The 14,669-nt window shown below is 51.3% G+C and carries 12 protein-coding genes; 9 read left to right on the top strand and 3 right to left on the bottom strand.

Going from position 1 to position 14,669, the window contains the following annotated elements; genetic code table 11:
- Positions 1 to 7: 7 nt before the first annotated feature.
- The 4 genes from QO008_RS04155 to QO008_RS04140 are packed head-to-tail and all read left to right on the top strand — an operon-like array spanning position 8 to position 4,435.
- Positions 8 to 1,618 (top strand): substrate-binding and vWA domain-containing protein, encoded by a 1,611-nt coding sequence (locus QO008_RS04155; RefSeq protein ID WP_307384652.1) that lies wholly within the window; start codon positions 8 to 10, stop codon positions 1,616 to 1,618.
- A gap of 12 nt (positions 1,619 to 1,630) precedes the next feature.
- Positions 1,631 to 2,239, top strand: coding sequence for a 5-bromo-4-chloroindolyl phosphate hydrolysis family protein (locus tag QO008_RS04150; RefSeq protein ID WP_126466240.1), 609 nt, complete (start codon positions 1,631 to 1,633; stop codon positions 2,237 to 2,239).
- A complete protein-coding gene (locus QO008_RS04145; RefSeq protein ID WP_307384650.1) occupies positions 2,236 to 3,291 on the top strand; it encodes a hypothetical protein in 1,056 nt (351 codons plus the stop codon). The genes QO008_RS04150 and QO008_RS04145 overlap by 4 nt, the downstream gene beginning before the upstream one ends.
- A gap of 10 nt (positions 3,292 to 3,301) precedes the next feature.
- A complete protein-coding gene (locus QO008_RS04140; RefSeq protein WP_307384648.1) occupies positions 3,302 to 4,435 on the top strand; it encodes a toxic anion resistance protein in 1,134 nt (377 codons plus the stop codon).
- Positions 4,436 to 4,672: 237 nt separating this feature from the next.
- On the opposite strand, the gene QO008_RS04135 is transcribed toward QO008_RS04140, so the two are convergent.
- The 3 genes from QO008_RS04135 to QO008_RS04125 all read right to left on the bottom strand — a co-directional run bounded on the left by QO008_RS04135 (position 4,673) and on the right by QO008_RS04125 (position 7,708).
- Complete coding sequence (locus QO008_RS04135) at positions 4,673 to 5,509, bottom strand: P-type ATPase (protein WP_307384646.1); 837 nt, start codon at positions 5,507 to 5,509, stop codon at positions 4,673 to 4,675.
- Positions 5,510 to 5,521: 12 nt separating this feature from the next.
- Positions 5,522 to 7,333 carry a potassium-transporting ATPase subunit KdpA gene (kdpA, locus tag QO008_RS04130; RefSeq protein WP_307384644.1) on the bottom strand — a complete coding sequence of 604 codons (1,812 nt, stop codon included), beginning with the start codon at positions 7,331 to 7,333 and terminating at the stop codon, positions 5,522 to 5,524.
- 219 nt (positions 7,334 to 7,552) lie between these two features.
- Positions 7,553 to 7,708, bottom strand: coding sequence for a hypothetical protein (locus QO008_RS04125; RefSeq protein ID WP_307384642.1), 156 nt, complete (start codon positions 7,706 to 7,708; stop codon positions 7,553 to 7,555).
- A 215-nt stretch (positions 7,709 to 7,923) separates the two neighbouring features.
- Between QO008_RS04125 and QO008_RS04120 the strand changes: the two genes are divergently transcribed.
- From QO008_RS04120 to cas7e, 5 genes are read left to right on the top strand one after another with little or no spacing between them, the layout of a single operon-like run.
- Complete coding sequence (locus tag QO008_RS04120) at positions 7,924 to 8,442, top strand: macro domain-containing protein (RefSeq protein ID WP_307384641.1); 519 nt, start codon at positions 7,924 to 7,926, stop codon at positions 8,440 to 8,442.
- The gene (gene cas3 / locus QO008_RS04115; protein ID WP_307384640.1) at positions 8,439 to 11,234 is read left to right on the top strand and encodes a CRISPR-associated helicase Cas3'; all 2,796 of its coding nucleotides are present in this window, start codon (positions 8,439 to 8,441) and stop codon (positions 11,232 to 11,234) included. Before QO008_RS04120 ends, cas3 begins: the two co-directional genes overlap by 4 nt.
- Complete coding sequence (locus QO008_RS04110) at positions 11,212 to 12,990, top strand: type I-E CRISPR-associated protein Cse1/CasA (protein WP_307384638.1); 1,779 nt, start codon at positions 11,212 to 11,214, stop codon at positions 12,988 to 12,990. Before cas3 ends, QO008_RS04110 begins: the two co-directional genes overlap by 23 nt.
- On the top strand, positions 12,974 to 13,576 hold the full coding sequence (casB, locus tag QO008_RS04105) for a type I-E CRISPR-associated protein Cse2/CasB (protein ID WP_307384636.1): 603 nt from the start codon (positions 12,974 to 12,976) through the stop codon (positions 13,574 to 13,576). Before QO008_RS04110 ends, casB begins: the two co-directional genes overlap by 17 nt.
- Positions 13,566 to 14,669: a type I-E CRISPR-associated protein Cas7/Cse4/CasC gene (gene cas7e, locus QO008_RS04100; RefSeq protein ID WP_307384634.1), complete on the top strand. Its 1,104-nt coding sequence runs from the start codon at positions 13,566 to 13,568 to the stop codon at positions 14,667 to 14,669. The genes casB and cas7e overlap by 11 nt, the downstream gene beginning before the upstream one ends.

Below are 14,669 nucleotides of genomic sequence, written 5' to 3'. Positions count from 1 at the left end.
TGTTTGTGTGAAGAAGTGGCTCGGTCTGATGATTTTGTGCCTGTCGATGGTGCTCGTCGCTTGTGGCAGCGATGCGGGCGAGGAGTCTGCGCCCGATTCCGGCGCCTTTGTGTCGTCGGGTTCGGGAGAGGTGATTCGCATTGTGGCGGGCTCGGAGATGAAGGAGCTGGAGCCGGTGCTCGAAGCCTACGCAAAGGATTCTGGGCAGAAGATCGAGATGGATTACGCCGGATCGTTAGAGATTTCGCAGATGCTCGAATCGAACGAGGTGTCGTACGATGCGGTATGGCCGGCGTCGTCGATTTGGCTCGATCTGGGCGATACGCACCGCCTGTTGAAGCACGCGGAGACGACGTCGATTACGCCGGTGATTTTCGGCATTCGGCAGACGCTCGCCGAGGAACTGGGTTTTGTCGGCAGGGACGATGTCTCTCTGGATGAGATTATGGCGGCGATCGAATCGGAGAAGCTCTCGTTTTGTATGACTTCGGCGACGCAATCCAATTCGGGCGCGTCGGCATATTTGGGATTTATGACGGCGCTTTCGGGAAATCCCGAAGGGGGTTTGACGTCGGAGAATTTGGCGGATGCAGCGCTTCGAGAAAAGATTGTGCGCCTGCTTTCGGGGGTGGACCGCTCGTCGGGCTCGTCGAATTGGCTGGTGGATCTGTTCTTAAAGGGCGATTACGATGCGATGGTAAATTACGAGACGCTGATTATTCAGGCAAATAAAAAGCTCGAGGCCGAGGGGAAGGAGCCGCTGTATGCGGTGTATCCCAAAGACGGCATCTCGATTTCCGATTCGCCCCTCGCCTATGTGGACGCGGGCGACGATAAGAAGGAGGAAGCTTTTTTGAAGCTGCAGGCCTATCTCTTATCGGAGGAGGGGCAGTCGGCGATCGAAAAAACCGGCAAGAGATCGGCCTACGGCAATGTGAGCGAAGCCAATCGGGGCGTGTTTCGCACCGAGTGGGGGATTCGCGCCGATAAGCTGCTTTCGCCCATTCGCCTGCCCAAGGCGGAGGTGATTCGCCAGGCGCTGGATTTGTACCAGACGTCGTTTAAGAAACCCGCGTTTACGGTGTATGTGCTCGACTATTCCGGCTCGATGTACGGCGAGCGGATGGATGCGATGGTATCGGCCTTGGAACAGGTGCTCTTACCGGACAATGCCCGCGCGCATATGTTGATGGGCACGGAGCGCGATCATACGGTATTGCTTCCCTTTCACAGTGAGGTGCACGCGCCCGCCGAGGCGGACGGCGCCGATACGAGCGAGCTGTATGCGGTGGCGAAGCGCACGGAAATCGGCGGCGGTACCGCGATGTACGAAGCGGTAGATGCGGCGCTCGATCTGTTGGCGGCGCGGGAGGATCTGTCGAATTATGTGGTATCGGTGGTGGTGCTTACCGACGGGCAGGCGAACGGGTCGATGCAGCCGAAAGAATTTGCCAAACGGTATCAGGCGCGGGGCATGGATGTGCCGATTTTTTCGATCCAATTCGGCGGCGCGGATCCGGGCGAACTGGAATATTTGGCGGATCTGTCCAACGCGCGTGTATTCGACGGCAGGGACGATTTGATCCGCGCCTTTAAGACGGCCAAGGGCTATAACTAGAAAGGAAACACTATGGACACCAAGCGATCCGATCTGGCGGCGGGGGCGGCCGGGGCGGTGCTCTTTCTCATCACCTATTTGCTCCTGAAATGGCATCTTGTCGTAGCGCTTTTGCTGGCGGGGCTGACCTATGCCGGCGTGCGGTTGTCGATGACGTCTGCGCCTAAGATCGGGAAGACCTCCCTAGAGGGGTTCGACCAAGCGGCGCGGTTGGAGTCGATCTATGCCAGGGCGGTGGAGGATGTGAAGGCGCTCGATACGGCGACGAAGGCGACGGAGGATGCGGCGCTTGTGCCCAAGGCAGAACACCTTTTGGAATCGGCGACCGCGATCCTTCGGTATCTCGAGAAGAACCCCAAGGCGATCTCGCCGTCGGAGCACTTTTTGGAGTACTATTTGGGCTCGGCAAACCGCATTTTGGGAAATTATGCCAAGCTCGAAGGCGCCGGCGTTTCGGCCGAAAAGATGGCGACGCTCCGCACCGATACCTTGGCTTCGCTGGACCACTTACAGACGATTTTCGGCCGCCAATTGGACGGCTATTATCGCGATGCCATTGTGGAACTCGAGGTCGAGTCGGATTTGTTGGATAAAACCGTAAAGCTGGGGGGAGATTTATGAAAAAGAGATGGATCGGCCTGGGGCTTCTCGCCCTGGTGGTGCTGGTGGCGGTGGGGTATTCCGCGTTTATCGGCACGAAGCCCGCTCGCGCGACGCTCAGCGGCCTCTTGGGCGGCGAGAAGATCGGCCTGTTCGAAGACGAAGCCTTTCGCGAGCTTTTGGAGAAGGAGCACGGCCTGCGCATGGACTATCGCAAGGCGGGCTCGCTTGCGATGGTGCAGGGTGATTCCGGCGATCGGGATTATCTCTTTCCGTCGAGTCAGCTGGCGCTCGAGATTTATAAGGAGCGGGGCGGAAGCTACGAGGACCAGGACATCGTGTTCAATACGCCCATCGTTCTGTACTCGCGCCGGGCGGTGGTGGACGCGCTGATGGCGCAAAATCTCGCCTCCGAATCGGACGGGGTTTATTATGTGGATATGAAGGCCCTCGCCGAAAAGATCGCCGCGGGGACCTCCTGGGCGGATCTGGGCATGCCGACGCTTTACGGCAATGTATTCGTCGATACCACCGACCCCAACCAGTCGAATTCGGGCAATATGTTTTTGGGGCTTTTGGCGTCGAGCCTATACGGCGGGCCGCTGCGGGGCGAGGCGGCGCAGTCGGTCGTGGAGCCGGTGCGAAAGATCTATAACGAGATCGGCTATATGCAGAGCTCCTCCTCCGATATGTTCAGCCAGTTTATGAAGCAGGGGATGGGGGCCTACCCCATGATCGCGGGGTATGAGAACCAGATTTTGGAGTTTTCTCGCACCGATCCCGACATTTACGAGCGGATCAAAGACGATATTATAATCCTCTATCCTTCGCCCACCGTTTGGTCGAGCCATGTATATATTGCGCTCACCGAAGAGGGAAAGCGGGGTCTCGATGCGCTAAAAACCGAAGAAGTACAAGACATCGCCTGGAAGCGCCACGGTTTTCGGACTATGGCGGCGGGTAGCGCCGACAAAAAGCGGTTTGACGTGCCCGGTATTGCCACGCAGATCGACCGCGTAATGCCCATGCCCGACAAAAAGGCCATGGATATTTTGATGAAAGGGATACAATAAGGAGAAGCATATGAACGAATACTCGCTCGAAAATCTATTAAAAGACGCCCCCCAGGCCGCCCCTCCCGTAGAAGAAGCTGCCGTCGCCGAAGCGGTCAATGCACAATTTGAAAGCCTTCCCGCCGTGCGCGAGGAGGAAGTGCAAAAGGTCATGAAAGACATCGACCTCAGGGATTCCGCCGCCACCAACCTCTACGGCGTCGGCACCCAAAAGAGCATCGCCCAGTTCTCGGATTCTATTCTGAGTCAGGTCCGCAGCCGCGACGCCGGCGAAGTGGGCGCGTTGATGACCGATCTTCTGGTGCGGGTCAAAAACGTAAACGAACCCGATAAGCCCAATTTCTTCGAAAAGATCTTCGGCGGCGTAAAGGGCGAAATTCAGCGCTACCTCGCGTCGTACGACGATCTTTCCCAACAGATCGACGCCATTGCGGCGCGGCTTCAGATGCAGGAGAAGACGCTGCTTCAAAATATCGAGGTCTTCGACCGCCTATATCAGGAAAATTTGGACTATTTCCACGATCTCGAAGTCTATATCGTCGCCGGGGAAGAAAAAGTGCGCGAGATGCGCGAAGAGGTGCTGCCTTCTTTGGAGGCGCAGGCCAAAGCGAGCGACCACGCCATGGCGGCACAGGTCGTCAAAGACCTCGCCGCCAATGTGGATCGCTTCGAGAAAAAGGTGCACGACCTCAAGATCTCTCAGACCCTGGCGCTTCAGACCGCGCCGCAGATCAAGCTGATCCAAAACAACGACCAGCTCCTCGCCACCAAGATCAGCGACGCCATTCACAACACCATCCCGCTGTGGAAGTCTCAAACCGTGATGGCTTTGGGCCTGGCCGAACAGGAACAGGCACTAAAACTGCAGCGCGATGTGAGCGAGACGACCAACGAACTCATTCGTCGCAATGCGGAGAACTTGAAGCAGACCACCCTGGGCGTGCAGGAAGAGGCGCAGCGTTCCATCGTCGACATCGAGACCTTGGAGGCCGCCAATCGCGACCTCATCGAGACGATCGAAGGCTCTATCGCTATCAATAAAAAGGCGAAAGAAACCCGCCGCGCCGCAGAAGAAAAGATGGTGCAGATCCAAGGCGACCTAAAGAGCGCGCTGATCCGCGCCTTAGAGACCGGCGAACAATAGGCCGTATTGAAGCAAATACCGCGCCCCGCAGGATTTCCTGTGGGGTTTTTGTATTCCTTGACGGTCTGCACAATCCCCCCTGTCATTCTGAGTGAGGAACTTCGTTCCGACTTCGACCTCGTTGCACACCCATTCTCGCGAAAGAGATTCTTCGACTCGGAATAAATTCCTCGCTCAGAATGACAAGGGTGGGGAGGACCGTGCGCTCCGACAGACGCTATTGCGAATTTTTTCTTGTCATCCTGAGCGGAGGATGGTGGTGGGCGCAAGGCAGACCAATAGGGCCACCAGGGTGGTGACGGAAGTGGGGTTTTCGATGCCGCTTGCTGCGGCGGAAAAGGAAGAAAAGGTGTAGAGGGAGAGGGTCACCAATATAAAGATGATGGAAAGCGCGATCAGAAAGATCTCCAAGGCGATTTCGTTGGGGGTCTTTTTGCGCGCCGCCCCTTCGACCATGGAGATCATTTTATCAAGAAAGCTTTCCCCCGCTTCGCTGGTGACGCGAATGACGATTTCATCGGAAAGCACCGTGGTACCGCCGGTGACGGCACTGCGGTCGCCCCCCGCTTCTCGGATCACCGGGGCCGACTCGCCGGTAATGGCACTTTCGTCCACAGTCGCCGCTCCCACGACGACTTCGCCGTCGGCGGGAATCTGTTCGCCCGCCGCGACCAGCATGAACTGGCCCTTCTTTAATGTGGCGGAGGGAACGACGGTGACCCGATCCCTCTGTGCGGGAGAGGGAATCGTGCGCGCCTCGACATCCTTTCTCGACGAGCGCAAAGCATCCGCCTGCGCCTTTCCCCGGCCTTCGGCAATGGCCTCCGCGAAATTCGCAAAGAGAACCGTAAACCACAAGATCACGGCAATGGCAAAGGTGTAGCCGCTCGGCGCATCTTGAATGCCGAATAGAGAGGCGATCCATAAAAGCGTCGTCAACACGGCCGATACGAAGACCAGAAACATAACGGGATTTTCCGCCTGCAGGCGAGGATCCAGATTTTTGAACGAATCCCCGATAGCGCGGCTTACGAGCGCGGTATCTTTTAGGGAACGGGTATTATTTTGAGACATATTTACATCTCCTTACATTGCGCTGAAGTACTCGGCCAATGGACCGAGGGCCAACGCGGGGAAAAAGCTGAGCGCGCCGATCAAGAGTACGATCACGATCAGCAAAAATACGAACATGGCATTGGAGGTAGACAGCGTACCGGCCGAAGCGGGAATCTTTTTCTTCCGCGCGAGGCTGCCGGCAATGGCGAGGATAGAGAGTATGGGCAAAAAACGCGCAAACAACATCGACAAGGCAATGGAAACATTGACAAAGACCGTATTTGCGTCAAAGCCCGCAAAGGCCGAACCGTTGTTGCCGCCGGCGGAGGTATAGGCGTAGAGGAGTTCGGAAAATCCGTGGGCGCCGTCGTCCTGAATACTGTTCATCACAGCGGGCACACCGGCTGCGATCCCGCCGGCTAGCAAAATGGCGATCGGCGTGGCGAGGCAGGCGAGCACCGCCCACTTCATTTCATAGGGTTCGATCTTCTTTCCCAAAAATTCCGGCGTACGTCCCACCATGAGCCCCGCGATAAATACAGTGAGAATCGCAAATCCCAACATACCGTATAAACCGCAACCCACGCCGCCGAAGACCACTTCCCCGAGCTGTATGAGAATCATGGGGACCATGCCGCCGATGGGGGTGTAGCTGTCGTGCATGGAGTTGACCGAACCGCTGGAAGCGGCGGTGGTAAAGGCCGCCCAGGTGGCGGAAGAAGCGATGCCGAAGCGCGCTTCCTTGCCTTCCATATTGCCGCCGGCCTGCTGCGCGCTCGTAAGATCTACCGCGCCGTTTTGTGCGAGCTGCGGCGTAGCGGCTTGCTCGCTGATGCCGATTGCGCCGATGGAGACGACGAGAAAAAGAAACATCGCCATAAATATTGCGATTCCCTGTTTTTTGTCCTTAACGGCGGCCCCGAAGGTAAAACAGAGCGCGACGGGGATCCACAAAATCGAGAGCATCTCTGTCATATTCGTAAAGGCATTGGGATTTTCCAGCGGATGGGCGGAATTGGTGCCCATAAAACCGCCGCCGTTGGTTCCCGACTGTTTAATGGCGATTTGTCCCGCGGCGGGGCCACCGGGGACGAACTGTTTCGTTACGATGTTTGCATTTTCAACGATATTGCCGTTTTGCGTCACCGTTTCGGTTTTCAGGTCGATCTTCGCATTTTCGATGATCTCGCCGTTTTCGCGAACGGCGATGGGTTCGAGCAGCGGCACAGAAACCGGAGGGTTCAGATTTTGTACCACGCCTCCCGCCAGAAGCATGACGGCGATTACGAGATTTACGGGGAGGAGGATATGCACCATAATGCGGGTCATATCCGTCCAAAAGTTCCCCAGCGTATCGGCGTGTACCCGGTTAAAACCGCGAATCAGCGCAAACAACACCGCGATCCCCGTGGCCGCAGAGACGAAGTTTTGTACCGTAAGCCCCAGCGCCTGGGACAAATAGCTCAGCGTCGCTTCGCCCGCATAGGCCTGCCAATTCGTATTGGTGACGAAACTGGCGGTCGTGTTCAATGCGAGATCCCACGGTACCGCTCCGAACCCGCGGGGGTTTCCGGGAAGTACCCCTTGTAGGCGCTGCAGCAAATAGAGAAAGAGAAAGCCCGCCGCGGAAAAGGCGACAACGCTCGCCGCATACTGTTTGCGGGTCATCTCTTCTTCGAAGGACAGACCCGTCAAGCGGTAAATCCCCCGTTCTAAAGGGGAAAGAAACGGAGAAAGAAAGGTCCTCTCTCCTTCCATAACGCGTTTTATATAGCCGCCCAATGGCACGGCCAGGGCGATCAGAATCGCCGTATAAAGGATGTACTGAAGAATCGAATTCACGCCTCGTCCTCTCCTTTCATCAAAATATACACATACCAAAGCAACATAGCGACTGCACACAGAGCGATGCACCCGATCAAAATTTTCATAACATATTTCCTCCTGTGATTCGATACTATATCGCCCGGCTTCTAAAGGCGGTATAAGGCAAAAGCAGTTCGTATAAAGACCGCATAAAGATGTATTAAGACCATCTCAGCAAGAGGGCGATGGGCAAAATCACCGCCGCGGTGCCTGCAAACAGTCGCCCATCAGACATAGAGGAACGCCCAAAAATAACGAGATAAAGCCCAAGAACGGGTGGCGGTGCACAAACCGTCCCGCACGCATTTGCAGTATGCGGTGCAGGGCCATGAAATAAGAGCCGAAACGCATAACAGTCACCTCTTTTCCTTTCGTGTAGGCATCATACCGCCGCAGACATAAAAGCGTGCAAGGAAAAAATGAGAAAAATAAAGATCCCGTAAGGGAAAATTCCTTACGGGAAGAGAATTCGATACGAGATCTTGCTTTTATCGGAAAATGCGATATATTTGCTTTAGATAGAAAAACTGTTAAAGAATCGGCCAAATGCCGGGAAAGGAACGCATATGCAATCCAAAATCGAAATGCGCTTGGGAGACATCACAAAAATAGAAGTCGACGCCATCGTCAATGCCGCCAACGAGGGATTGAAGCGCGGGGGCGGCGTCTGCGGCGCCATCTTTGCGGCCGCGGGGGCAAAAGAACTCGCCGCCGCCTGCGATGCCATCGGCCATTGCGACACGGGAGAGGCCGTTATCACCGACGGCTTTCGCCTGCCCGGCAAATATATCATCCACACGCCGGGTCCCGTTTGGCGCGGAGGCGATGCGAATGAAGCGAAGCTTTTGCGCGCGTCTTACCGGAATAGCCTCGAACTCGCCGCCCAAAACGGGGTGAAAAGCATCGCCTTTCCGTCGATCTCCACCGGTATTTTCGGTTATCCCGTCGAAGAAGCCGCGGCTATCGCCGTCGAGACGGCACGAGATTTTTTGGCGGAAGGGCACGAGATGGAAATAATTTGGGTGCTGTTCGATGAGAAGACCAAGGCGGTATATGAGAAGGCACTTGCGGAGGTGGGGAAGTGATCGAAGGTGCAACTGTAGATCCGAGTTTTTGGGCAAAAAAATCGGATAAAGACGGAGTTATGACTTGGCTACCCTTGGCGCAACATTTGGAAGATACCATGCGCGTTTCTATCGCACTGTGGGACCATTGGCTTGCAGATGGCATTAAGGAACGCATAGCAAGTGAAATGGGTGTAGAGGAAGAGGAGGCAAGGCGTGTGGCCGGCTTTCTCGGCTCCATCCACGATATTGGCAAGGCCGTTCCGGCCTTTCAGTCCAAATCGGGGTTTCACTGTTCTGAGGACCTAGATGCACAATTGCTGGAAAAGTTGGAACGAGCAGGGTTTTCCGGTATCACAACATTGGATTTGGACACTACGCAGTATAGCCATCATAGTATTGTCGGCCAGTATCTTTTGGAAAAGTATGGAATCCGCAGGGATATTGCAGTAATTGTAAGCGGACACCATGGCAAGTCGCCGGATGATACAGATGATCTGGACTTACAGCGCAGCTATTTAGAGAATATCTACCAAAAAACAAATGTGGATGATGTGGTGTACCGGTTATGGGAAGGGCGACAGCACGATATTCTGTTATGGGCACTTTCCGCCAATGAGTATGATGGAGCGGAAGAACTGCCGGCGATTCCGCTGGCCTACCAGGTAATTTATCAAGGGTTATTGATTATGGCGGATTGGATTGCGAGCAACGAACATTATTTTCCTCTTATTCCGATAGATGCGGATAAGGTAAACGATTCCGAAGCTCGATTTGAAAAGGGATGGAAGGCGTGGATGCAGACGCGGCCGCCACAAGCACAAGCCGTCGATGTTGCGGAGATCGCATATCAATCGCGCTTCGGCAGTGAGTCGCTGCAGTTTGTTCCGAAGGATGCGCAAAAAGTATTTTTTGATGTGGTGGAAAACGTCGACGATCCCGGTATTTTTATCTTTGAAGCGCCTATGGGGCTCGGAAAGACGGAGGCGGCGCTGATTGCGGCTGAACAGTTGGCATATAAGACCAAGAGAAATGGATTATTTTTTGGGTTACCCACCCAGGCGACGTCAAATGGAATGTTTCCGCGCATCGAAAATTGGCTGCGACGCATTGCCGAAGAACAACAAGAGACTGTCTCTTTACGCCTTGTTCACGGAAAAGCGGCGCTCAACAAATCGTATGCCGATCTGCCGAATGCTTCGCAGATCGATCAGGATGGGGATGCATTCAGTTCGGTCGCCGTAAACGGGTGGTTTTCTGGTCGCAAGACCACGGCATTGGATGATTTTGTCGTCGGAACGATCGATCAATTTTTACTAACCGCCCTAAAACAAAAGCATTTGGCATTGCGACATCTAGGATTTAGTAGAAAGGTTGTAATTATAGACGAAATACACGCAGCGGACTGCTATATGTCGACTTTTTTGTTGCAGGCCATCCGTTGGATGGGAGTTTATGGCGTCCCTGTGATTCTTCTCTCTGCCACTTTACCGGCCCAAAAAAGAGAAGAGATGGTGCAGGCTTATTTGGAGGGACGCGGCCTAGACAAGACGGAGATCGAGCTTCCGCGTGAGGGAATGGCCAAAGATGCCTATCCGCTGATCACCTATTCCGACGGCAGTCGGATCGAACAGCACACGGTCTTCGAACCGATTCCGGAGAAGACGGTAAAAGTAGAGCGATATTTCGGTTCGGAGATCGAATTGATGGAGGATTTATATTCCGACGGCGGAGTGATAGGCGTCATCGTTAATACCGTCAAAAAAGCCCAGCAGCTAGGCGCATTGTGCAGAGAGAGATTTGGAGAAGACTCCGTGGAGATTTTGCACTCTTCGTTCACAGCACGGGATCGAATTCGACGGGAAGAACAACTCTTGGGTATGATCGGAAAAGAGGCAGATCGGCCGAAAAGGAAGATCGTAATCGGCACACAGGTGATCGAACAATCTCTCGATATCGACTTCGATGTAATGATTAGCGAATTGGCGCCAATGGACTTTCTATTGCAACGCGTAGGACGTCTTCATCGGCATCGGAAGACGAAACGGCCGGATCGACACAAAGAACCGGTGTTGTATGTATTGGGAGCGGATCCGGGCTTTGTTTTTGATGCGGGATCCGTTGCCGTCTACGGCGAATATTTGTTGGCGCGAACGGAACACTTCTTGCCGGATGTGTTGCATGTGCCGGGTGATATATCCAAATTGGTGCAGATGGTATATGGAGATATAGAGGTCAATTATAAAGGAGCGATAGGAGAAGCTTATAAGAAAAGCAAGAAAAAACATGAAGAACTTGTTTCTACTAAAGAAAGTAACGCATATAGCTTTCGTGTTGGGGAACCCGATCTTTCTTTCGAAGATTGGGAAGGAGAACCTGCGAGTTTAATGGGTTGGCTGAAATATTCCGCAAATTCCTATTCCGAAGCAAGAGATTATCAACAGGTACGGGATATCGAGGATTCGGTAGAGGTGATCGCCCTTAAACGACACGGCAGTGGCTATGGGTTTTTCGAAAAAGGGGGAGATATCTCGATTGACTTAAAGAATGGTAATATGAAAGTGGCAAAGGAAATTGCTACACGTACATTGCAACTGCCCGTTTCGGTGTGCGGTCGCGGCCGATTGGATGCTACGATTTTAGAATTGGAGAAGATTACGAAAGATGTGGTCCCCGAATGGCGAAATATAGCTTGGCTTTCTGGCGCCCTGGTATTGTTATTTGACGAAGACAATCGTTGTACATTGGGAGACTGGCAATTGCAATACGACACGACGTTTGGACTCGTATATGAGAGCAAAGAAAGGATGTGAAGCGTTGGGACGATTTAATCTACTGGACGAACCGTGGATTTCTGTGGTCGTGGATCGGAAGGGAACGGTCCGAGAGATTTCTTTAAAAAAGGTTTTTGAAGAAGCGCATTTAATCCGTGGTCTGGCAGGGGATATGAGAGCACAGGATTTTGCTATTTTACGGCTCCTTTTGGCAGTAATGCACACGGTATTTTCTCGTGTTGATGTAGACGGAAATCCGCATCCCGGGATATTTCTCAAAGAAAGATGGATACAGGACGAAAATGTGCCGAAGAATATGCTTGATAAATACGGCCCTTCCTTATTCCAGACTTGGAAAAGACTATGGAATCGCAGGTCATGTCCAAAATGTGTTATCGAGTATTTAGAAATGTGGAGAGATAGTTTTTTTCTATTCGATGAAAATAGGCCTTTTTATCAAGTAACTAAGGATGTATTGGAGAAGGGCAATCCCAGTAAAGCGATGGGGAGTGAGGTTTTCGGGAAAAATGTGAATCGACTAATTTCCGAAAGTAGAAATAAAGTAGCTTTATTTTCTCCAAAGACGGCGGACCATGGAAATAAAGAGAAATTGACGGATTCACAGTTGGCCAGATGGTTGGTGATGTTTCAGGGGTATTGCGGAGAGCCGGATAAAGCTTATTTTGGTGAAGAAAAATATATGAAGAATACAAAGGGGTGGCTATTCGAGCTGGGTGGAATTTATGCGGAAGGAGATACGCTTTTTGAAACACTGCTATTAAACCTTGTGTTGGTACCTAGCGAGAAATCCTATGTGGGAAAGGTAGAACGACCCGCCTGGGAGAGGACAGGAGAAGAAATTGTGCTAGATGCTCTAGCTTATAGGAATACGCTCCGGACAATCAATAATATTGCGGAATTATATACATTGTGGAGCAGGGCAATATATATTGATCCGGAGACGGATATGAAGGAAAGCTTCTCTTTTCGTAGCGTCAAACTACCCGCTATTCGATATCGTGATTATTTCTTTGAACCTATGACGCTGTGGATCTATAACAAGAAGAATAAAGATAAGAATCATTATACAGCGAGAAAGCATACTCCAGAGCAGGCTTTGTGGCGTTCATTTGGTTTGTTGGCGGATTATGGATCTACGGAGGAGAATCAAGTGCCTCCGGGCATAGTATCTTGGTTACGCCGAACCATAGTGAAAAAGACGATACAAGACCACAGAATCCGGATCAACGCCGTAGGAATGGAAGACAAACAAGGGACACCTATCAGTGAGATTTATGACGGGCTTTCCGTTAGCACAATGCTTTTGACGGACATAGAGGCCGATAAAACGGGGTGGGAAAATCGCATAACAAAGATCGTGGAAATGACCAATGAGGTCATCGGGTGGACGTATCGTAGTTTTATGTCTGAAATGAAAGTGATCCGGAATTTATCGAATGAAAACTTTGTTTCTTCTGCAGTAGAAGAATTATATTATAAGGTAGACAAGCCTTTTCGTTTATGGATTTCTTCGATAGAGCCTGGAGACAGTATGGAAAAGAAAGAAAAGGAGTGGCGAATAACACTAAAGAAACTCGTCAAAAAACAGGTCGATGAATTCGTGCGTTCGGCCGGACCGAGAGATTATATTGGGATCATAGAGAAAGGTGGTGAGGGCAACAAGGAAGAAAACGCTGAACGAGTGCGCAATATCGCCACGGCATATAATACCTTTTCATATTTTTTGAATCGCAAGTTAAACGTAAAGGAGGGAAGCGGTGGAAAATCGAGATAAAACCCATGAAAGTGTATATACTGTTACCAAACAGATAATACACGCGATTGAAGGGAACCGAACAGAGCCTAAGGGAAATGCGGACTTAGCGCGTTTAAGGAACTCATTAGGGAAACCTTTTTCTAGAGCGGTGTCGGTGTTTCCCATTATTTTTAGCTATATGCCCGACGACTTTTTGTCAACACAGAGAGATATGACGCAAGAAGAAAAAGCAATATTGCTCACGCTACAAATATATGCTCTGCATCAACAAGGGAAAGATGAATCGGTCGTATGGAGGGCAAACGAAAAAGAGCGGTATCACAATCTGGGGCATTCAATGCGGGTTTTGCGTACGGAGAAAACAAAAGCGGCGGATCGCCGTTTTAATGCGATGGTGACTGCGGAGGATTTTGAGGAGCTTGCGTACCATTTACGTCAGATGATTTCTTTATTAAAGGCGAAATCCGATGAAACAGTGGATTATCCTATGTTGGCGGAAGATTTGTTTTGGTTTTTAAGGGGCGCGCAAGAAAACGTGCGGATGCGTTGGGCAAGAGAGTACTACCGAGTGACTAAAAAAGGAGAAGAGGACAATGAGCAATAAGAGACTGTTTTTGGACCTACATGCAATTCAGACCGTTCCCCCTTCCAATATCAATCGAGACGATACAGGCAGCCCGAAGACGGCACAGTATGGGGGTGTGCGGAGAGCCCGCGTCAGTTCCCAATCCTGGAAGCGAGCAATGCGCAAGTATTTTGACGAATTTGGAGATCAGTTCGATTTGGGGGTACGCACTAAATATATCGTGGCTTATGTATCTGACAAGATACGGAGTAAGAATCCCTCATTATCGGAGGAAGAGGCAAAAAAAAGAAGTATAAATATATTAAATAAAATCGGATTTGACGTTGATAAAAAATCAAAAAAAGATGACGGAACATCCAATGTTTTAATTTTTTTGAGTGAAGATGAAGCGAAGACATTAGCAAATGCGGCACTGGATAAAAATAAAGAGAAAGACATTATGGAGGACTTTTTGTCCACTAAGCCGGCCTTAGATATTGCATTGTTCGGACGCATGGTCGCAGGAAAACCAAAGTTATGTGAAGATGCTTCTTGCCAAGTGGCGCATGCAATTTCTACACATGGGGTGCAGACCGAATTTGATTTTTATACAGCAGTTGACGATTTGACACCTGAAGATATTTCCGGGGCAGCTATGATGGATACAATCGAATATAATTCATCAACTCTGTATCGCTACGCAAATATCGCCATACATGAACTGGTGAAACAGCTCAACGATAAAGAAAAAACAGTTAACGCACTATGTCTCTTTGTCGAAGCATTTATCCAATCCATGCCGACAGGGAAAATAACATCTTTTGCCAACCAAACGCTCCCTCAAGGTATAGTACTGTTTCTTCGAAAAGATAGACCCGTCAATCTTGTTACCGCTTTTGAAACGCCTATTCGTTCTAAGAAAGGATATGTAGATGCCTCCATAGAGGGATTATTTGAAGAAGCCGAAAAAGCCCAAAAATTTACGGAAGCACCGGCATTGGCGCTCTGCCTTTTAAAAGATGAACGAAACGAATACAGTCAGATTGCAGAGAGTGTTCAAAATGATAAAGAATTGTATGGACGATTGCGGAGTTATTTGGGGCAAGTAATAGACGAAATGCAGGAGGCGTAG

Source organism: Aedoeadaptatus ivorii (assembly GCF_030815095.1).
GTDB classification, from domain to species: Bacteria; Bacillota; Clostridia; order Tissierellales; family Peptoniphilaceae; genus Aedoeadaptatus; species Aedoeadaptatus ivorii.
This window is presented reverse-complemented; position numbering and strand designations above follow the sequence as displayed.